This is a genomic window from Kitasatospora sp. cg17-2, from assembly GCF_054031055.1.
This window is the reverse complement of record NZ_CM132923.1, coordinates 750,156-770,366: the sequence shown is the minus strand read 5'-3', so window position 1 is coordinate 770,366 and position 20,211 is coordinate 750,156. Positions and strand designations below refer to the sequence as shown.

At 76.0% G+C, this 20,211-nt stretch carries 6 protein-coding genes; 1 reads left to right on the top strand and 5 read right to left on the bottom strand.

Annotation, left to right across the window (positions count from 1 at the left end; translation table 11 throughout):
* Window positions 1–139 precede the first annotated feature (139 nt).
* Window positions 140–1,345 carry an amidohydrolase family protein gene (locus tag ACW14Y_RS03110; RefSeq protein ID WP_456985773.1) on the top strand — a complete coding sequence of 402 codons (1,206 nt, stop codon included), beginning with the start codon at window positions 140–142 and terminating at the stop codon, window positions 1,343–1,345.
* Window positions 1,346–1,395: 50 nt separating this feature from the next.
* On the opposite strand, the gene ACW14Y_RS03105 is transcribed toward ACW14Y_RS03110, so the two are convergent.
* From ACW14Y_RS03105 to ACW14Y_RS03085, 5 genes are all read right to left on the bottom strand, one after another.
* Window positions 1,396–2,406: a chitinase gene (locus ACW14Y_RS03105; protein ID WP_456985772.1), complete on the bottom strand. Its 1,011-nt coding sequence runs from the start codon at window positions 2,404–2,406 to the stop codon at window positions 1,396–1,398.
* A 223-nt stretch (window positions 2,407–2,629) separates the two neighbouring features.
* Window positions 2,630–2,800 carry an MbtH family NRPS accessory protein gene (locus ACW14Y_RS03100; RefSeq protein WP_380305969.1) on the bottom strand — a complete coding sequence of 57 codons (171 nt, stop codon included), beginning with the start codon at window positions 2,798–2,800 and terminating at the stop codon, window positions 2,630–2,632.
* 43 nt (window positions 2,801–2,843) lie between these two features.
* Entirely contained in the window at window positions 2,844–3,587 is a 744-nt protein-coding gene (fabG, locus tag ACW14Y_RS03095; protein WP_456985771.1) for a 3-oxoacyl-ACP reductase FabG, read from the bottom strand.
* Between the two features lie 62 nt (window positions 3,588–3,649).
* Entirely contained in the window at window positions 3,650–14,251 is a 10,602-nt protein-coding gene (locus tag ACW14Y_RS03090) for an amino acid adenylation domain-containing protein (RefSeq protein ID WP_456985770.1), read from the bottom strand.
* The gene (locus ACW14Y_RS03085; RefSeq protein WP_456985769.1) at window positions 14,248–20,187 is read right to left on the bottom strand and encodes an SDR family NAD(P)-dependent oxidoreductase; all 5,940 of its coding nucleotides are present in this window, start codon (window positions 20,185–20,187) and stop codon (window positions 14,248–14,250) included. The genes ACW14Y_RS03090 and ACW14Y_RS03085 overlap by 4 nt, the downstream gene beginning before the upstream one ends.
* Window positions 20,188–20,211 lie beyond the last annotated feature (24 nt).

Below are 20,211 nucleotides of genomic sequence, written 5' to 3'. Positions count from 1 at the left end.
GGAATCGGCGGCTCGGCCCGTCCGGTGGCGACGGTCGGTGGACGGCCGTGTCGTCCGATCGGTCGATCCCCCGGCCGGGAATCGACGGGACACTGGGAGTTTCCCGTCCTCAGCGCCCCGCACCGAGAGGCTGACCCCCATGGCCGCCCCCGCCGTCACCGTGTTCCGCGACGTCCGCCCGTACGGTGCCGAACGGGCCGTCGACCTGGTCGCCGTCGACGGCCTGCTGGTCGACCGGCTGCCGGAGGGCGCCGAGCCGGAGGTGGTCGACGGCGCGGGCCGGATCGCGCTGCCCACCCTGGTGGACGCGCACATCCACCCGGACAAGACCGCCTGGGGCGAGCCCTGGTACAGCCGGCGCCCGGCCGGTTCGCTGCCCGAGTACGTGCGGGGCGACGTCGACCTCCACCGGCACCAGCGCACCCCGCTCGCCGAGCGCGCCCACCGGCTGCTCGCCCACGCCGTGGCCTCCGGCACCCGCGCCGTGCGGGCGCACGTGGACGTCGCGCCCGCGTTCGGCCTGGCCGGGGTGACCGGTCTGGCCGAGGTGCGGGAGCGGCTGGCCGGGGCGCTGGACCTCCAGCTGGTCGCCTTCCCGCAGCACGGCGTCCGCCGCACCCCCGGGGCGGGGGCGCTGCTGGCCGAGGCGGCGGCGGGCGGGCTGATCGACGCGGTCGGCGGCATCGACCCGGACGGCTTCGACGGCGGTCCGGACGGCGAGGGCCCGGCCCAGCTCGACCTGGTCTTCGGCCTGGCCGAGCGGTACGGGCTGCGGCTGGACGTCCATCTGCACGACCGGGGCGACCGGGGACTCGCCCCGCTGCGCGACATCGCCGCGCGGACCAGGGCCGCCGGTCTGGCCGGCCGGGTCGTGGTCAGCCATGCCTTCTGCGTCCCGGAGCTGGGCGGCGAGCGGCTCGACGAGCTGGCCGAACTGCTCGCCGGGTCCGGTGTCGGACTCACCACCGTGGCGCCCTCGGCGCACCAGGTCCTGCCGTTCCGCGAACTCCGGGCGCACGGCGTGCGGGTGGGCCTCGGTTCGGACGGTGTGCGGGACTCCTGGAGCCCGTACGGCAACGCGGACATGCTGCACCGGGCCCACCTGCTCGGCTGGACGACCGACGCCCGTACGGACCAGGAGCTGGCCGAGTGCTTCGCGCTGGCCGCCGACGGCGGCGCCGAGCTGCTCGACCTGCCGAGGGCGACGCTGGAGCCGGGATCGCCGGCGGACTTCATGCTGGTGTCCGGCGAGTGCCTGCCGCAGGTCGTCGTCGACCTGCCGCCGCGCGAGCTGGTGCTCCGGGCCGGCCGGGTGGTCGCCCGGGACGGCCGCTACCTGGGCTGACCGGCGGGGGCGGTGCCGGCGGACCGGCCGCCGCCCCCGGCCGAGGGGGCTCAGCCCTGGTACTGGACGACGATCTTCGTGAACTCGTACGGGGACTGCGCGACGCCGCTGCACGCGTCGGCGTCGGTGCCCGAGCCGCAGGCGCGGTCGCGGTTGACGGACCAGAAGGAGAACCGGGCGAGGTGGTGCTGCTGGGCGTAGCCGAGCAGGGTGCGGAAGTCCGCGGTGGTGACGGTCTCGCCGGCCTCGTCGGTCTTCCCGTTCATCGAGGACACCCCGATGTGCCGGTAGGCGGCGTCGTCGCTGTAGCCGTAGGCGCTCTTCACCGCCGCCTTGAGGCCCTCCAGGGCGCCGACGGAGGCCTGCCCCATGGTGCCGCTGTGGCCGCCGAAGTCGAACGGCATGACCACCCAGCCGTCGTTGGCGAGGCCGGCCGCGGCGCCCCGCTTGATGAGGTCCGTTCCGGTGGCATCGGGGCCGGTGGGCGTGGTGCCCATGGTGATGTAGGTGACCAGACCGGGGTTCTTCGCCTTGACGATCTTCAGGGCGTCGACCACCCGCTGACGGACCGTCGCGTTCCCGAACTCGGTGTCCTCGATGTCGATGTCGAAGGCCTTGAGCTTGTAGGCGTCGATGACCTTCTGGTAGGCGCCGGCCAGCGCGCTCGCGCTGGAACACTTCTCGCCGAGCTTGTTGCCGCTCCACCCGCCGACCGAGACCACCACATCGCCGCCGGCCGCCCGGATCGACTTGATCGCGGCCTCGTCGGCGCCCCCGGTGAGCGGCCGGCTGCCGTCCCACTTCGGGTTGCAGCCGCCGTCGGAGAGGATGAACGCCAGCGTGAACCACTTGACGCCGGTCGCCTTCATCACGTCCGTCGGCTTCTGCGGGTTGCCCCAGCCGAGGTACTCGTACGGCGCGGCGGCCATCCCGGGCGCGGCCGCGAGGGCGACCGCCGGGTCTGCGGCGGCGGAGGCCACCGGGGCCAGCAGGAGGGCGGCCGGACCGAGGGTGGCGGCCAGCAGCGGGGCGGTCAGGCGGACTCCGATGGTCTTGCGCATGCCAACTCGCTTTCGTCGATCCGCCGCACGGGGCTGACGGCAGCTCAGGGGGAGGTGGAGGACCGCCCGCGGCGGACGACGACGGCCCGCGGCGGGTGTCTCACAGAATCGGGGTCCCGGGCCGCGGGGTCAATGGATTTGGTTAGGAAAGTTTCCGAATGATTCGAGGAGGCGTGAAGGGAGACGTGAAGGGCGGCGTGAAGGGCGGCGTGAAGGGCGCTGCTCAGGAGCGCGGCGGAAGCGGGCGGAGGTCGGGCCGGGTCGCGTCCACATGGGCCGCGCAGGTCTCCTCGGTGCCGGTGAACCCGGTGGGGTGCCAGCCGGCCGGGGCGGGGCGGTCGGCGGGGTAGAGGGCGGGCTGCTGTTCGTCGTTGACCAGGACGGTCCATTGCACGAGGGGCTCCAGGGACGAGGAGGGGGCGGGGCGGCCGGTCGGGTCAGCGGAAGCCGCCGTCGATCCGGAGCACCTCGCCGGTGAGGTAGCTCGCCCGGTCGGAGAGCAGGAAGGCCACCAGGTCGGCCACCTCCTCCGGGCGGCCGAGGCGGCGCAGCGCGACCTGTTCGAGGGACCGCTCGACGGCCTCCTCGGGCAGCTGGGCGACCAGGTCGGTGTCGATGTAGCCGGGGGCGACCGCGTTGGCCCGGATGCCGTAGCGGCCGACCTCCTGGGCGAGCGAGCGGGTGAAGCCGATGATGCCGGCCTTGGTCGCCGCGTAGTTGGTCTGCCCGGCGTTGCCGCAGATCCCGGCCACCGAGGACAGGTTGACGATGGCGCCGTGGCGGCGCAGCACCATGCCGTCGACGACCGCGCGGCAGGCGTGGTAGACGCCGCTGAGGTTGACCTGCAGCACGTCCTGCCAGTCCTGGTCCTCCATCAGCAGCAGTGGGGTGTCGCGGAGGATCGCCGCCGAGGCGACCAGCGCGGTGATCGGGCCGAGCGCGTCCTCGGCGCCGTCCACCAGGTCGCGGACGGCCTCGGCGTCCGCGACATCGGTCCGGCGGACGTAGGCGGCGCGGCCGAGGTCCAGCAGTTCCTTCTCCAGGGTGCGGGCGGCGTCGGCGTCGGTGCTGTAGCAGAGGGCGATGTCGTAGCCGTCCTCGGCCAGTCGCAGGGCGGTGGCACGGCCGATGCCGCGGGTGCCGCCGGTGATCAGCGCGACGGGGTTGGCGGTGCGGTTCATCGAAGGCCTTTCGGTTGGGGAAGCACGGGAAGCACGGGAGGCGCGGGAGGCGGGCGGGCGGGTCAGCCGGTGGCGCGGTCGCGCACGCGGCGCCGCAGCTCGGCCAGCGGAAGGTCCGGCCGGTGCGTCAACAGCTCCAGCACGAACGGCCACTGGCGCATCATGGCCGCCATCGACTCCGGGTCGATCCGGTCCGGCGAGTACAGCCACAGGCCGCGCAGCCCGGCCTCGGACTCGTGCATCATCAGGTAGAGGTCGGCGTTGTGCGGGCGCATCTCGGTGACCAGCTCCGGGATCACCTCGGCGTCGCCGACGTCCAGGCTCAGCGGCGCCGCCGTGAGGCCGTGCAGGTCCAGCGGGTCGCCGGCCACGTTCAGCAGGTTGAACAGCAGCCGCAGCGGGTTGTGGTCCTCCCCGGCGTCCTTGCGCAACTGCCGCAGCGGGACCTCCTGGTGCAGATGCGCGTCCAGGACGCCGGCCCGGACGGCGGCCAGCAGCTCGCGCACGGTCGCGTCGGCGGCCGGGCGGGGGCGGACCACGACCGGGTTGATGAAGAAGCCGATCATCTGCTCGGTCTGCGGGTGCTCCCGGCCGGCCAGCGGGAAGCCGACCGCGAGGTCACCGGCCGCTTCCTCCCCCGGTGCCCCGCCCCGCGCGTAGCTCTGCAGCAGCAGGTGGAAGCCGGTCAGCAGCAGCATGAACAGTGTCACGCCCTCGCGCTGCGCCGCCTCCTTGAGGGCCGCGGTGATCGCGGGCTCCAGCACGAAGCCGCTGGTGTACCCGGTGACGGCCCCGTCCCGCTGGTGCTCCGGCGCCTCGAACCGGGGCAGCGCCGGCAGGTCCGCCAACAGCCGCTCCCAGTGGGCGAGATGCTCGTCGAGCACACCGTCCGCGAGCCGCCGCCGCTGCCAGGCCGCCCAGTCCGGGTACTGCACGGTCGGCGCGGGCAGCCGCGGTTCGCGGCCCAGCACCCGGGCCGCGTACAGCTCGCCCAGTTCGCGTCCGAGCAGCGCGTACGACCACAGGTCGACCACGATGTGGTGCAGCACCAGCACCAGCACCCACTCGCCGGGTTCGGTGGCGATCAGGGTGCCCCGGACCAACGGGCCCTCGGCCAGCCGGAACGGGCGGTCCACCTCGGCCGCGACCAGTCGGCGCACCGCCTCCCGGCGGTCGGCGGCGGGCTGCTCGCGCAGGTCGACGGTGGCGAGCGGCCAGCCGCCGACGGGGTCGGCGAACTGGCGCCAGTCGCCGGGCCCGTCCTCGACGATCCTGGTCCGCAGCGCCTCGTGGCGCTGCACGATCGTGTCCAGGCTCGCCCGCAGTGCCGCCGGGTCGAGGGTGCCGGTGAGGACGGTCGCGGTGATGACGTTGTGGTGCGAGGACTCCGGGTCGACGGGCTGGTGCACGATGTCCAGCTGGGCGAAGGACAGCGGCACACCGTGGGTGCGGTCGGCCGGTGGCACCAGGCCGCCGGTCCGGGCGGGCCGGGAGTGTCGGCGGGTGGTGGGCCGCGCGGGCGGCGGACCGCCGGCACCGGGCAGGGCCGCGCAGCCGGTCACGGCCCTGAGGGCGGCGAACCAGGTCTCGGCCAGTTCGCGCACCTCGGGCTCGGTGAGCACACCCTGCGCCCAGGTCCAGCCGGCCGCCAGCCGGGGGCCGTCGGGGCTGTCGTAGGTGACGGCGTTGAGCTCCACGGGGTGGGTGAGCAGGCCGACCGGGGCGTCCGGGTCGCCCAGGGCGAGCGCCGCGTCGGCGGTGACGGGCGCCCAGGGGGTGTCCGGTCCGGCGTCGGCGAAGCGTCCGAGGTAGTTGAACGCGACCTGCGGGGAGGGGAGTTCGGCCAGTGCCGGGGCGGTCGCGGGGTTGAGCCGGCGCAGCAGCCCGTGGCCGAGGCCGTCGCCGGGCAGTGCGGCCAGCTGTTCCCGGACCCGGACGACGGCGGCGGCCAGCTCGGTCCCGGCCTCGGTGACCCGGGGCCAGCTCAGCGGGCCGGGGGCGAGCCGGACCGGCTGGACGCTGGTGAACCAGCCGACGGTGCGGGACAGGTCGACCCCGTCGGCGAGGTCCTCCTGCCGGCCGTGGTTCTCCACGGCGACGAGGACGCCGTCGGCCGGCGGGTCCAGCGGTGCGCGGCGGCGGCGCCACTCCTCCAGGGCGAGGCCGAACGCGGCCAGCAGCACTTCCTGCACGCCGGTGTGGAAGGCGCCGGGGGCGGTGCCCAGCAGGGCGGTGGTGTCCTCGGGCGGGAGGGTGAGGACCAGCCGCCCGGTGCCGGTGGCCGGGCCGGTGGTGGGCAGCAGCGCCGGGGTACCGGTCAGCAGCCGCTGCCAATCCGGGAGTTCGGCCAGCCGGTGCGGGGCCGCCGCCTCGGCGGCCAGCAGCTCCGACCAGCGCCGCACCGAGGTGCCGACCGGCGCCAGCAGCACCGGACGGTCCGCGAGCACGGCCTCGCCGGCGGCCCGGAGGTCCGGCAGCAGGATCCGCCAGGAGACGCCGTCCACCACCAGGTGGTGCAGGACCAGCAGCAGCCGGCCGGGCGTGTGCTCCCCGGTGTCCAGCCAGACGGCCTCGACCATCACTCCGGTGGCCGGGTCGAGGCGCCGTCGGGCCGCGGCGGCCTCGGTGGCGGTCAGCGCCCGCAGCTTCTCGGGGTCGGCTCCGGCCGCGTCCGTCCGGACCAGGTGGTCGGCGACCCGGACCGAGCCGACCGGGCCGGTCTCCAGCTCCCAGCGGCCGTCCGGCGCGGCGGTCAGCCGGGAGCGCAGGACGGCGTGGTGGTCCACCAGCGCCTGGAGCGCGGCGGTGAGCCGCGGCAGGTCCAGTACACCGGACGGCGGCAGGGCGATCACCGCCTCCTGGCTGAACTCGCCGATCGGGGAGTCCAGTTCGCGCAGCCACTCGATGATCGGGGTGGGCCCGACGGTCCCGACGCCGTCGTCCCCGGGCCCGGCCGTCGCGTCCGCGGGGACGGCCACGGCGGCCAGCGCGGCCACCGACTGATGGGCCAGGACGTCCCGGGCACCGATCATCAGCCCGGCGCTCCGGGCCTGGGAGACCACCTGGATCGCCTGGATGCTGTCACCGCCGAGGTCGAAGAAGCCGTCCCCGGTACCGACCTCGGGGAGCCCGAGCACCTCGGCGAAGATCGCGCACAGGGTCTCCTCGACCGGGGTGCGCGGCCGGTCGGACCCGGCGCCCGGGGCGAAGCCGGGGGCGGGCAGCCGGTCCCGGTCCACCTTGCCGTTGGCGGTGAGCGGCAGCTCGGCGAGCACCACCACGGCGGCCGGGACGAGGTACGGCGGCAGCTCGGCGGCCAGCGCCGCCCGCACCGCCGCCGGGTCCGGCGCGGTACCCGGGCGGGGGACCAGGTAGCCGACCAGGGTGCGCTGCCCCGGCCGGTCCTCCCGGACCGTCACCACGGCCCGGGCGGTGTCCGGACGGGCGGAGAGCGCGGACTCGATCTCGCCCAGCTCGATCCGGAAGCCCCGGACCTTCACCTGGTGGTCGGTGCGGCCGAGGAAGTCCAGCCGACCGTCCGCCCGCCACCGGACGAGGTCCCCGGTCCGGTACATCCGGGTGCCGGGCGCGCCGAACGGGTCGGGCAGGAAGCGGCGGGCGGTCAGTCCGGGCCGGCCCAGGTAGCCGCGGGCCAGACCGGCGCCGGCCACGAACAGCTCGCCGGGCACGCCGGCGGGCACCGGCCGCAGCCCCTCGTCCAGCACGTAGACCCGGGCGCCCGCGATCGGGCGGCCGACCGGCGGGTCACCGGCGCCGGGCGCCAGCGGCCCGGTCAGGGTGGCGCACACCGTGGTCTCGGTCGGCCCGTAGGCGTTGACCATCCGCCGGTCCGCCGACCAGCGGTCGGCCAGCGCGGCCGGGCAGGACTCGCCCGCGACCACCAGGGACAGCCCGGCGGGCAGCCCGCCCTCCGGCACGGCGGCCAGCACACTGGGCGGCAGCGTCACGTTGGTCACGCCGTAGCGCTCGCAGGTCCGGGTCAGCGGCTCGCCGGGCAGCAGCTCCTCCTTGGGGACGACCACCAGCGCGGCGCCGGTCAGCAGCGCGTCGCAGCGCTCCGCCACCGAGGCGTCGAAGCTCGGCGAGGCGAACTGCAGCACCCGGCTGTGCTCGTCCAGCCCGAAGCCCTCGGCCTGCGCCGCGACCAGGCCGGGGAGGCCGGTGTGGGTGACCACCACGCCCTTGGGGGTCCCGGTGGAACCCGAGGTGTAGATGAGGTACGCCGCGTGCGCCGGGGTCAGCGGTTCGGCGCGGTCGGCGTCGGTCGGCGCGCCGTCGGGCAGCGCGGCCAGCTCGGCGAGCACCTCGGGCCGGTCCAGCCGCAGCAGCGGGACCTCGCCCTCCGGCAGTGCGGCGGCCGACCCGTCGTCGGTCACCAGCAGGACCGGGCGGGCGTCGTCGAGCAGGAAGGCGATCCGCGCCGCCGGGTAGTCCGGGTCGACCGGCAGGTAGGCGGAGCCGGCCTTGACCACGGCGAGCATGGCCACCACCGACCGGGCCGAGCGGCCCAGCGCCACCGCGACCGGCCGCTCCGGGCCCGCGCCGCGAGCGATCAGCAGCCGGGCCAGCCGGTTGGCCTCGGCGTCCAGCTCGGCGTAGGTCAGCTCCCGCCCGGGGTCGACGACCGCGGTCCGGCCGGGGGTGCGGGCCACCTGGGCCTCGAACAGCGCGGGCAGGGTGGCGGGGGACCGGGCGGGGAGCCCGCTGCCGGCCCAGTCGGTGAGCAGCCGGTGCCGTTCCTCGGGGGAGAGCAGCTCGGCCTCGGCGACCGGGCGGTCCGGGGCGGCGCAGACCGCCAGCAGCATCCGCCGCAGGCGTTCGGCCAGCAGCTCCACGGTGGCCGGGTCGAAGACGTCGGCGTTGTACTCCACCACGCCGTCGATCCCGGCGGGCGCGCCGTCGCCGGGGGCGCGGCGGCCGGTCAGCGAGAACACCAGGTCCGTCCGGGCGCCGCCGCTGTCCACCGGCACGGCCTCCTCGGCCAGACCGGGCAGGCCGAGCACCGCGTCCGGGACGTTCTGCCAGGCCAGCAGCACCTGGAACAGCGGGTGGTGCGCGGTGGAGCGGGCCGGGCGCAGCGCGTCCACCAGGAACTCGAACGGGACGTCCTGGTGGGCGTAGCCGTCCAGACCGCGTTCGCGGACCCGGGCCAGCAGCTCGCGGAAGGTCGGCGCCCCCGACAGGTCGGCGCGCAGCACCAGGGTGTTGACGAAGAAGCCGACCAGGTCCTCGGTGGCGGCGTCGGTGCGGCCGGCGACGGTCGCGCCGACCGGGATGTCGTCCCCGGCGCCGAGCCGGTGCAGCAGGGCGGCCAGGGCCGCGTGCACCACCATGAACTCGCTGGCGTCGTGCCGGCGGGCCAGCGTGGCGACGGCGGTGTGCAGCTGGGCGTCCCAGCGCAGGGCGACGGTGCCGCCGCGGTGGGTGGCCGAGGCCGGGTGCGGGCGGTCGACGGGCAGCGCGATCCGCTCCGGCAGTCCGGCCAGGGCCTCGTGCCAGTAGGCGAGTTGGGTGTTGCGCAGGCTGTCCGGGGCGTCCTGGCCGCCGAGCAGCCGGTGCTGCCACAGGGTGTAGTCGGCGTACTGGACCGGCAGCGGCGCCCACTGCGGCGGGCGGCCGCCGAGGCGCGCGGTGTAGGCGGTGGCGAGGTCGCGCCCGAGCAGGGCGACGGACCAGCCGTCGGCGGCGATGTGGTGCACCACCAGGACCAGGGTGTGCCGCTCCGGGCCGTGCACCAGCAGTTCGGCGTGCAGCGGGATCCGGCGGGCCAGGTCGAAGTGGTGGCGGGCGGCGGTCCGCACGGCCGCGGCGGCCGCAGTGGCCTCCGGCTGTTCGGTGACGGTGAGCACCGGGCGGGCGTCGGCCGGGTCGAGGACGTGCTGGCGCGGCACCCCGCCGGTGTCGGGGAAGACGGTGCGCAGCGCCTCGTGCCGCTCCACCACGTCGGCGAGCGCGGCCCGCAGGGCGTCGGTGTCCAGGGAGCCGGTCAGCCGTACCGCCATCGGGATGTTGTACGTGGCGGAGGGGCCCTCCAACCGGTCGAGGAACCACAGCCGGCGCTGGGCGAAGGACAGCGGCAGTTCGGCCGGCCGGGCCTCGGGGGCCAGCGCCGGTCGGGCCGCCGCGGGGGCCCGGTCGGGGTCCTCGGCGGCGAGGCGGCCGGCCAGTCCGGCCACCGTCGGGGTCTCGAACAGCGCTCGGACCTGGACCTCGGCGCCCAGGGCGGAGCGGATCTGGGACACCAGCCGGGTGGCGAGCAGCGAGTGGCCGCCCAGGTCGAAGAAGCTGTCGTGGACGCCGACCGCCGGCACCCCGAGCACCTTGGCGAACAGCGGGCAGAGCGCCTCCTCGCGCTCGTCGCGCGGGGCGACGTACACCGCGTCGAGGTCGCGGCGGTCGCCGTCGGGCGCGGGCAGCGCCTTGCGGTCGGTCTTGCCGTTGGGGGTCAGCGGCAGCGCGTCCAGCAGGACGAACGCCGAGGGGACCATGTAGCCGGGCAGGCGTTCGGCCAGGGCGGAGCGCAGCGCCGGGACGAGCCGGCGGGCGAGGCGGCGCCGGGTGCCGCTGACGAGGCGGCCCCAGTCCGGTTCGGCCGCGGGCGGCGGGACGGGCGACGCGGGCCCGCCGTCGGCGTCGGGCCGGTGGGCGAGCAGGGTGAACGCGCCGTCCGGGCCGTGCGCGGACCAGTCGAGCTCGATCCGGTAGCCGAGCGCCTCGCCGAGGGCCCAGAGCTCCTCGGGGTCGACGGCCTCGGGCCGCTCGGCGGGAGGTTCGGGGCCGTCGTCGAGCCGTCCGAGGGTGTCGGCGAGTTCGCGCAGCCGGGCGTTGGGCACGCCGGACACGGCGAGTCGCGCGGGCCGCCGGGTCGCGAGGCGCTCGCGCAGCGCGGCCACGGTCAGGCCCTCGGCGGCCCAGTCCAGCGGGTCCAGCGGCGGGGCCTCCGGGGCGGTGGCGGCCGGTCCGGTGGTGAGGACGACGTCGTAGCGGAACCGGGTCAGCTCGTTGGCGGTGGCGGCCCGCTTGGGCAGCACCCGGACCTCGCGGACGGCCGGGAAGCGGCTCGGCAGCGCGGTGAACAGCGCCGGGTCGAAGACGAGTTCCTCGTCCTCCGCCAGCCGTCGGCGGGTCCGGGCGAGCAGCTCGGCGGGCGGCAGGCCCGGTTCGGCGTGGGCGAGCTGGACCGACAGGTGGAAGGACTCCAGCAGCGGCAGGCTGCGGATGTCGCCGAGGAACAGCGAGCCGCCCGGGGCGAGCCGGGGCAGCGCGCCCTCGATCACCCGCAGCAGGTAGCGCTCGTCCGGGAAGTACTGGACCACCGAGTTGAGCACGATCACGTCGAAGAGCCGCTCGGGCAGCCGGTCGAGCCGGTCGGCCGCGCAGAGGTGCAGCGCGACCTCGCCGAGGGTGTCGCCGGCGCCGTCGACGACCTCGCGCAGACCGGTGAGGGCGACCTCGGAGATGTCGGTGCCCGAGTAGTGCCCGACCCGCGGGGCGACCCGCTGGAGGATCAGGCCGGTGCCGCAGCCGATCTCCAGCACCGAGCGGGGGCGCAGGGCGAGCACCCGCTCGGCGGTGCGGTCGGCCCACTCGCGCATCTCCGCCGCCGGGATCGGCTCGCCGGTGTAGCTGCTGTTCCAGCCGCGCAGGTCCTCGCCGGGGATCTCGGGGACGGCAGGGGCAGGGGCAGCGGCGGGGGCCGGGGCAGCGGCGTCGTCCGGGTCGTCGTAGGCGGTGTCCCAGATCCGGCGCCACTCCTCGACCTGGTCCGGCCACTCCTCCGCCGGGCCGGGTCCTCCGTCGGCCGCCGGCACCACGTAGGCCACCAGCCGCTGGTCGCCGGGAACGTCCTCGCGGACCGTCACCACTGCGTGGCCGACCTCGGGCCGCCGGGCCAACTCGCTCTCGATCTCGCCGAGTTCGATCCGGAAGCCGCGCACCTTGACCTGGTGGTCCAGCCGCCCGAGGAACTCGATGCCGCCGTCCCGCCGACGGCGCACCAGGTCCCCGGTGCGGTACAGCCGGTCCTGCGGCCCGGCCCCGAACGGGTGCGGGACGAACCGCTCGGCGGTCAGCTCCGGCCGGCCCAGATAGCCCCGGGCCAGGCCGGCGCCGCCGATGTACAGCTCGCCGGGCACCCCGGGCGGCGTCAGCCGGCCCTGCTCGTCGAGCACGTGCAGCTCGGTGTTGGCGATCGGCGCGCCGATCGAGATCGGGCCGTCCCCGACCTCGGCCACCGCCGACCAGATGGTGGTCTCGGTGGGCCCGTACATGTTCCACAGCTCCACGCCGCCGGCCCGCAGCCGCCGGGCCAGTTCGGCGGGCAGCGCCTCGCCGCCCGCCAGTGCCTTCAGCCCCGGTGCGCCCGGCCAGCCCGCGTCCAGCAGCATCCGCCAGGTGGACGGGGTGGCCTGGACGACGCTCGCCCCGGAGGCGGCCAGCAGCCGGGACAGCCGCTCGCCGTCGGCGGCCGCGCCGCGCTCGGCGACCACCACCCGGGCGCCGGTGACCAGCGGCAGCAGCAGTTCCAGCAGCGAGATGTCGAAGGAGTGGGTGGTGACGGCGAGCAGCGTGTCCCCGGCCGTCAGGCCCGGCCGTTCCCGCATCGAGCGCAGGAAGTTGGCCAGCGCCCGGTGCGGGACCTGCACGCCCTTGGGCCGCCCGGTCGAGCCCGAGGTGTAGATCACGTAGGCGAGGTCGTCCTCGGCCACCGCCGGGTCCTTGGCCGGTTCGGCGGCGGGTTCCTCGTAGGGCTCGTCCAGGCACAGCACCTCGGCGCCGCTCGCGGGCAGCCGCTCCGCCACCGGCCGCTGGGTGAGCAGCACCGGCAGGCCGGAGTCGGCCAGCATGTACGCGATCCGCTCCGGCGGGAACTCCGGGTCGATCGGGACGAACGCGCCGCCCGACTTCAGCACCGCCAGCAGCGCCACCACCAGGTCGGTCGAGCGCTCGGTGCACACGCCCACCAGGACGTCCCGGCCCACGCCGTGGCGGCGCAGGCGCCGGGCCAGCCGGTCGGAGCGCCGGTCCAGTTCCGCGTAGTCCAGCGCCTCGGCGCCGCAGCGCACCGCCTCGGCGGCCGGGGTGCGGGCGGCCTGCTCGGCGAACAGGCGGTGGACCGGGGCCCGGTCGGGCCACTCCCGGCGGGTGTCGTTGCCCTGCTCGCGCAGCCGCCGCTCCTCCTCCGCCGCGAGCATCGGCACCGCGCCGACCGGGAGGTCCGGACCGGCGATCAGCTGCTCCACCAAAAGCCGCAGATGGGCGGCCAGTTGGTCGACGGTGGCCGGGTCGAAGAGGTCGCTGTTGTACTCGAAGCGGCCGCTCAGCCCCTCCGGCCGGTCGAAGACCTGGAGCTCCAGGTCGAAGCGGGCGGTGCTGCCGGCCACCTCGATCGGCTCCAGGTGCAGGCCCGCCACGTCGAAGGAGGGCATCGCGATGTTCTGGAACACGAAGGAGACCTGGAACACCGGGGTGCGGGAGAGGTCCCGGCGCGGGTGCAGCTCCTCCACCAGCCGCTCGAACGGCAGCTCCTGGTGGGCGAACGCGCCCAGGCACACCGGCTTTACCCGGCCCAGCAGTTCGCGGAAGGACGGCGCGCCCGAGAGGTCGGTGCGCAGCGCCAGCATATTGGCGAAGTAGCCGATCAGCCGCTCCACTTCGGGGCGGCCCCGGTTGGCGACCGGCACGCCGACGACCACGTCCTCCTCCCGGGTGTAGCGGTGCAGCAGCACCTGGAAGGCGGTGAGCAGGGTCATGAACGGGGTGACGCCCTCGGCCCGGCTGAACTCCCGGACCTGGTCCATGAGTCCGGCGGAGAGCGCGAAGGGGCGGGAGCCGCCGCGAGTGCTCTGCACGGGCGGTCGGGGTCGGTCGGTGGGCAGTTCCAGGGCAGCCGGGGCCCCTTCGAGCGTGCGCTGCCAGTACTCCAGGTCGGCCCGGGCGCCGTCCCCGTCCAGCCGCTTGCGCTGCCACACCGCGTAGTCGGCGTACTGGATCGGCAGTTCGGGCAGTGCGGGCTCGGTGCCGCCCGCGTAGGCGCCGTAGAGCGTGACCAGCTCGTCCAGGAACACCGAGGTGGACCAGAGGTCGCCGGCGATGTGGTGGATGGTGAGCAGCAGCACGTGCTCGTCGGCGGCGAGGCGCAGGAAGCGCATCCGCACCAGCGGGCCGGTGGCCAGGTCGAACGGGCGGGAGAACTCCTCCCGGGCCAGCGCCTGCACGCCCGCCTCGCCGTCCGGTCCGGCCAGATGCTCGCACGGCACGACGGCGAAGCCCGGCTCGGCGCCCTCGGTGACCACCTGGACGGGCTCGCCGTCCACCGCCCGGAAGGTGGTGCGCAGCGCCTCGTGGCGGCGGGCGATCGCGGAGACGGCGCGCCGCCAGAGGTCCAGGTCGAGCGGGCCGCGGATCCGGGTGGCGCCGCAGACGTTGTAGGCGGTGTCGCCCGGTGTCAGCTGGTCCAGGAACCACATCCGCTGCTGCGGGAAGGAGGCCGGGAACCGGTGCTCCCGGGGCCGGGCGGCCTTCTTGCGGCGCAGGCGTTCGGCGAGGAGCGCGCGCTTCTCGGCGGCGGAGAGCGTCGCGGGGTCGGGGGTGGTCATCGCACGTCCGTCCTCGGGGGTTCCGTGGGTGTCGCGGGCGCTCATTCCTGGTTCCCCCGGTCGGCGCGGTCCGCGGCGGACTCCGCGGCGGCCTCTTCGGCCGCCTCCTCGGCGAGCAGGGCCTGGAGGCGGGCCTCCACCTCCTCGTCGGACAGGCCGTCGAGATCGTCCAGGGTGTCCGGGTCGTCCGGGCCGTCCAGGGTGTCCGGGCCGCCGGGGTCGTGGTCGTCGAGGTCCTCGTGCCCGGGTGCCCCGCCGTCCCCGGCGCGGCTCAGGGCCTGGATGGTGTCCCCGTCGCCGTTGCCGGTACCGCCGCCCCCGGCCAGCAGGTCGACGGTGTGGGCGACGGTGGGGGACTGGAAGAAGTCCCGCAGGTCGAGTTCGGTGCCGAAGCGGCTCCGGATCCGGGTGTTGATCTGCACGGCGGCCAGCGAGTGGCCGCCCAGGGCGAAGAAGTCGTCGTGCACACCGACCTCCTCGACGCCCAGCACCTCCCGCCAGAGCGCCGCGACGGCCTCCTCCCGCTCGGTGGCGGGCGCCACGAACGGGGTCGCCAGCTCGGGCCGGGGGTGGCTGCCGCCGAGCGGGGCCAGCTGCTCCAGCTCACGGGCCAGCAGCGCCGGGGTGATCGAACGGGCCAGCCGCCGCAGGGCGGTGAAGTCCTGCGGGGTGACGACCAGGTGGGCGGGGAGTTCGGGCTGCGCCAGCACCCGGGCGAACGCGGCCCGCCCCTCCGGCTCGCCGAAGCCCTCGGCGAGCGCGGCCAGCGCCCCGGCAGTACGGGCTCCGGTAGCGGCCCCGGCGTCCTCGCCGGCCGCCTCGGCCTCCGCGACGGTCTGTCCGATCTGGGTCAGCAGCGCCTCGACGTCGTTGATCCGCTTGACCGTGAAGTCGGTCACCTGGACCAGCAACCGGCCGTCCGGGTCGAGCAGTTCGAGGTCGCAGGTGAGCGTCTCCCCGGTCGACCCGGCCGGGTGCTTGATCTCCACGGCGACCTCCACCGTGCCGGTCAGCGGGTGCAGGATCCGCAGGCTGCGGTAGGTCAGCGGCAGGTAGTACGGGTCCTCGGCGTGCAGCCGGAACACACCGCCGGCCATGTCCAGCAGGGCCGGGTGCAGCGGGTAGTCCGCGAGGTCGGCGAGGAAGGCCTCGTCCAGCCGGAGGGTGGCGAGCATCCGCCGGCCGCCGGTGCGGATGGTCTTCAGCACCTGCCAGCGCGGTCCGAACCAGAACCGCAGCGGTCCGCCGCCCTCCTCGAAGCGCTCCACCCCGAGCCGGCGGCGGATCTCCTCCTCGGTCTCCAGGACCTCCGTCACCTCGCAGCGCTCCAGCACCTCCGCCAGGTCGCGGACGACGTCCGGGCCGCGCTCGTGGAACGAGGCCGAGCCGGTCGCGTGCTCGCGCCACGGCGCGTCCGGCGCCGGACGGCTGCGGACGGTGAAGTACGGGCGCCCGTCCCGCTCCTCGATCGTGGTGAACACCGTCCGGTGCTGTCCGTCGGGGACGACCACGGGCGTCATGAACAGCACGTCGTGCAGCTCGATCTCGCGCTCCCCGGCCTGCCCGGCCAGCGCGGCCCGGACGAGCTCCAGGTAGGCGGTGCCCGGCACCAGGCCGTGGCCCATCAGCCGGTGGTCGTCGACGATCCAGCTGTCCGCGGTGGAGAGCACCGTCTCGAAGACGACGGTGGTGCCCTCGGTGCGGACCGGGTGCAGCAGCGGGTGGCCCGTCTCCGGCCCGGCGGCGGCCGCCCGGCCGGTGAGTCCGGCGGCCATGCCGACGCCCTCCCAGGTGCCCCAGCCGAGCGCCGTCACCGGGCGGCCCTGCCGGCGCCGCCACTGGGCGAAGGCGTCCAGGAAGGCGTTGGCCGCGCCGTAGTCGCTCTGGCCGGGGCCGCCGAGCACGGCGCTGACCGAGGAGCAGAGCAGCAGGAAGTCCAGCGGGTCGTCCGCGCACAGCCGGTCCAGCAGCAGGGTGCCGACGGTCTTCGCCGCGAGGACGGCGTCGGCGTCCGCGCGGGTCCGGCGGGCGAGCATGCCGGTGGACGGCGCCCCGGCCGCGTGCACCACGCCGTTCAGCGGGCCGAACCGCGCGCGCAGGGCGGCCAGCGCGGCGCCGAGTTCGCGCTCGTCGGTGACGTCGGCCCGCAGCAGCGCGATCCGTGCGCCGCGCTCCCGGAGCCGGGTGAGGCGGCGGATCCGGGCGCCGGTCGGGTCCTGCTCGCCGTGCTCCGCCAGCCAGGCCGGCCAGTCCTCCTCGGCGGGGAAGTCGGAGCGGCCGAGCAGGCCCAGCACCGGCGCCCGCACGCCCTCGGCCAGTTGCTCGGCGAGGGCCAGGCCGACGCCGCCGAGGCCGCCGGTGACCAGGTAGACACCGCCGTCGCGGGGGTGCGCCGGCGGGTCGGCCGGGCCGTCGGCGGTCTCGGCGGAACCGGCTGTGCGGGCGGAGCCGGCCGGGAGCGGGAGCGGGTCGAAGTCGCGGACCCACCAGTGCCGTCCGCGCAGCGCGAGTTCGCGTTCCCCCGGGTCGCGCCGCAGCAGCTCGTGCACGGCGCGCACCGCCTCCTCCGCCGGGGCGGCCGGGTCGGTACCGGTGATGTCCAGCAGCCGGCAGTCGACGTCCGGCAGCTCCTGCGGGATCACCGTGCAGGGGCCGGCCAGCAGGGCCTGCTCGGGCCGCAGCGGCTCCTCGCCTGTGACGCTGTGCACGCCCCGGCAGAGCACGTCCAGGGTGACCGGGACGGTGGGGCGGGCGTCGGTGAGGGCCTGGGCGAGGGCGGCCAGGCTGTCCGGGCCGTGTCGGCGGGCGGCGGTCAGGCGGGCCTCGTCCAGCGGCTCGCCGTCCAGCACGTCGCTGTCGGACAGCTCGTCACCGAGGCTGAACAGGTGCACCAGGCGCAGCGAGGCGGCGCCCCGGAGGTCCAGCGCGCCGAGCAGTTCGGCGGCCTGCGCGCGGTCGTCCGGGTCCAGCGACCAGGAGTTCGCGCCGCGGGCGTGCGGGCCGGGGACGCGCAGCCCGTCGGTGCGCTCCGAACCGTCGGTGGTGCCGACCCGGACCACGGCGGCGCCGCCCTCGGCCAGCCGTTCGGCCAGCGCGGCGCCGAGGCCGGTGCCGTCGCCGAGCACGACCCACAGCGGCCCGCCGTCCGCGGCGGCCGGGGTGTCCGGGGTGCGGGCGGTCCGCGGGGCGAGGCGCCGCCAGCCGGGGGTGCGGAACCAGTCCTCGACCGGGACCGGCCCGGCCGCGGTCGTGGCGCCGGTGGCCGCCGGGTCGCTCGCGGCGGTGCGGTCCGGCTCCACCCAGTAGCGCTGCCGCTGGAAGGCGTAGCCGGGCAGCCGCAGCACCCGTCCGTCGGCGCCCGGCCGCAGGACCTCCCGGTCGACCGGCACGCCCGCGCTCCACAGCGCGCCCAGGCTCCGGCGCAGCAGCAGCGCGTCGTCCTCCCGCCCCTGCGGGTGGCGCAGCGAGCCGACCACCGTCCGGCCGTCCTGCCAGCTGCCGTGGCGGCGGACGAAGTCGCCGAGGGTGTGGCCGGGGCCGACCTCCAGCAGTACCCAGGACGGGTCGGCGAGCAGCAGCGCGGCGGCGTCGGCGAAGCGGACCGGCTGCCGCAGGTGGCGGCCCCAGTACTCCGGGTCGGTCGCCTCCTGCTCGGTGATCCAGGTGCCGGTGACGTTGGAGCAGAACGGGATCCGCGGCGGGTTCGGCCGCACCGCGCGGACCGCCTCGACCAGCGGGCCGACGGCGCCGTCCATGGCGGGCGAGTGGAAGCCGTGCGAGGTGTGCAGCCGGCGGCAGGGGACGGCGGCCTCCTTGAGGCGCCGCTCCAGCGCGTCCACCGCGTCGGTCGGGCCGGAGACGACGCTCAGCCCGGTGGAGTTGAGGGCGGCCACGGCGAGGCCGAGGCCCTCGGTGCCGTCGGCGGTGCCGGCGAGCCAGGGCGCGAGCTCCCGCTCGGACAGGAACACGGTGAGCATCGACCCGGCGGGCATCGCCGCGACCAGCCGGCCCCGGGCCGCCACCAGCCTTACCGCGTCAGCGAGTTCGAAGACGCCGGCCAGGCAGGCGGCGACGTACTCGCCGACGCTGTGGCCGACCATCGCGTCCGGCCGCACGCCCCAGGCCGTCCACTGCCGGGCCAGCGCGTACTCGACCAGGAACAGCGCGGGCTGGGCGTACTCGGTGCGGGTCAGCCGTTCCGCCGCCGCCTCGGCCTCCTCGGGGGCGGGGAACAGCAGCGCCCGCGGGTCCTCGCCCAGTTCGGCGGCGAACAGATCGGCGCAGTGGTCGAGTTCGGCGGTGAACACCGGCTCCCGGCGGTACAGGCCGCGGGCCATGTCGACGTACTGGGTGCCCTGGCCGGGGAACAGGAACGCCACCCGGGCGCCCTCGGCGGCCTCCGTCGTAGCGGCCGCGGTCACGGCGCGCAGCGCGGCCACCGCCCCGGCCCGGTCGGGGGCCACCGGTGCGGCGCGGCGGCCGAAGGCACGGCGGTGGTGGATCAGGGTGTGGGCGACGTCGTCGAGCCGCAGGCCGGGGTGGGCCTCCAGGTGGTCGGCGAGGCGCCGGGCGCCCTCGGCGACGGCCTCGGCGGTGCGGCCGGACAGCGGCAGCAGGACGGGGGCGCTGTCCTCGTCGGCGGCCGCCGGCTCGGGGTCGGGGGCAGGCGCGGGCGCCTCCTCCAGCACCAGGTGCACATTGGTGCCGCCGATGCCGAAGGAGCTGACCCCGGCCCGGCGCGGCCGCTCGCCCCGGGGCCACGGCCGCAGCCGGTCGTTGACGAAGAACGGGCCGGAGTCCAGGTCGAGTTCGGGGTTGGGCTTGGTGAAGTGCAGGGACGCCGGGACGGCCTCGTTCCGCAGCGCCAGCACCGTCTTGATCAGCGCGGCGACCCCGGCGGCGGCGTCCAGGTGGCCGATGTTGCTCTTCACCGAGCCGATCGCGCAGTAGCCGGTCTCCTCGGTGTCCTCGCGGAAGGCCCTGGTCAGCGCGGCGAGTTCGATCGGGTCGCCGAGCGCGGTGCCGGTGCCGTGGGTCTCCACGTAGCCGACCGAGCCCGCGTCGACCCCGGCCATCGCCAGCGCCTCGGAGACCACCGCGGCCTGCCCGTCGACGCTCGGCGCGGTGTAACCGGCCTTCAGCGCACCGTCGTTGTTGACCGCCGAGCCCAGCACCACGGCGTCCACCCGGTCGCCGTCGCTCCGCGCGTCGGCCAGCCGGCGCAGCACCACCACGCCGACGCCGTTGCCGGGCACGGTGCCGCCCGCCGAGGCGTCGAACGGCCGGCAGTGCCCGTCGGGGGAGAGGATGCCGCCCGGCTCGTACTGGTAGCCCTGCTCCAGCGGGGAGCCGATCGACACCCCGCCGGCCAGGGCGAGGTCGCACTCGCCGTTCAGCAGGCTCTGGCAGGCCAGGTGGACGGCGGTGAGCGAGGTCGAGCACGCGGTCTGCACGCTCATCGCCGGGCCGGTCAGGCCCAGCTTGTAGGCGACCCTGGTGGCCAGGAAGTCCTTGTCCGAGGCCAGCAGCGTCTGGTACGGCCCCGCCGATTCGAAGACCCGGCGGTTGGCGGTGACGTTGTGCAGCAGATAGGTGTTCATCCCGGAGCCGGCGAACACGCCGATCCGGCCCTCGAAGTCCTCCGGCACGCAGCCGGCCGACTCCAGCGCCTCCCAGGCGCACTCCAGGAACACCCGGTGCTGCGGGTCCATGATCTCGGCCTCGCGCGGGTTGTAGCCGAAGAAGGCCGCGTCGAAGCGGTCGGCCCCGGCGAGCACGCCCTTGGCCGGGACGTAGCCGTCCCGGCCGGACACCGCCGGGTCCACCCCGGCGGCCCGCAGCGCGGCCCCGGAGAGCACCTCGATCGACTCCCGGCCCTCCTCCAGGTTCCTCCAGAAGCTGTCGACGTCGGGGGCACCGGGGAAGCGGCCGGCCATCCCCACGACGGCGATCTGGTCGAGTTCTTCGGACATCTCCGGCATCGGGGTCACCTGTCGCTCTCTCAC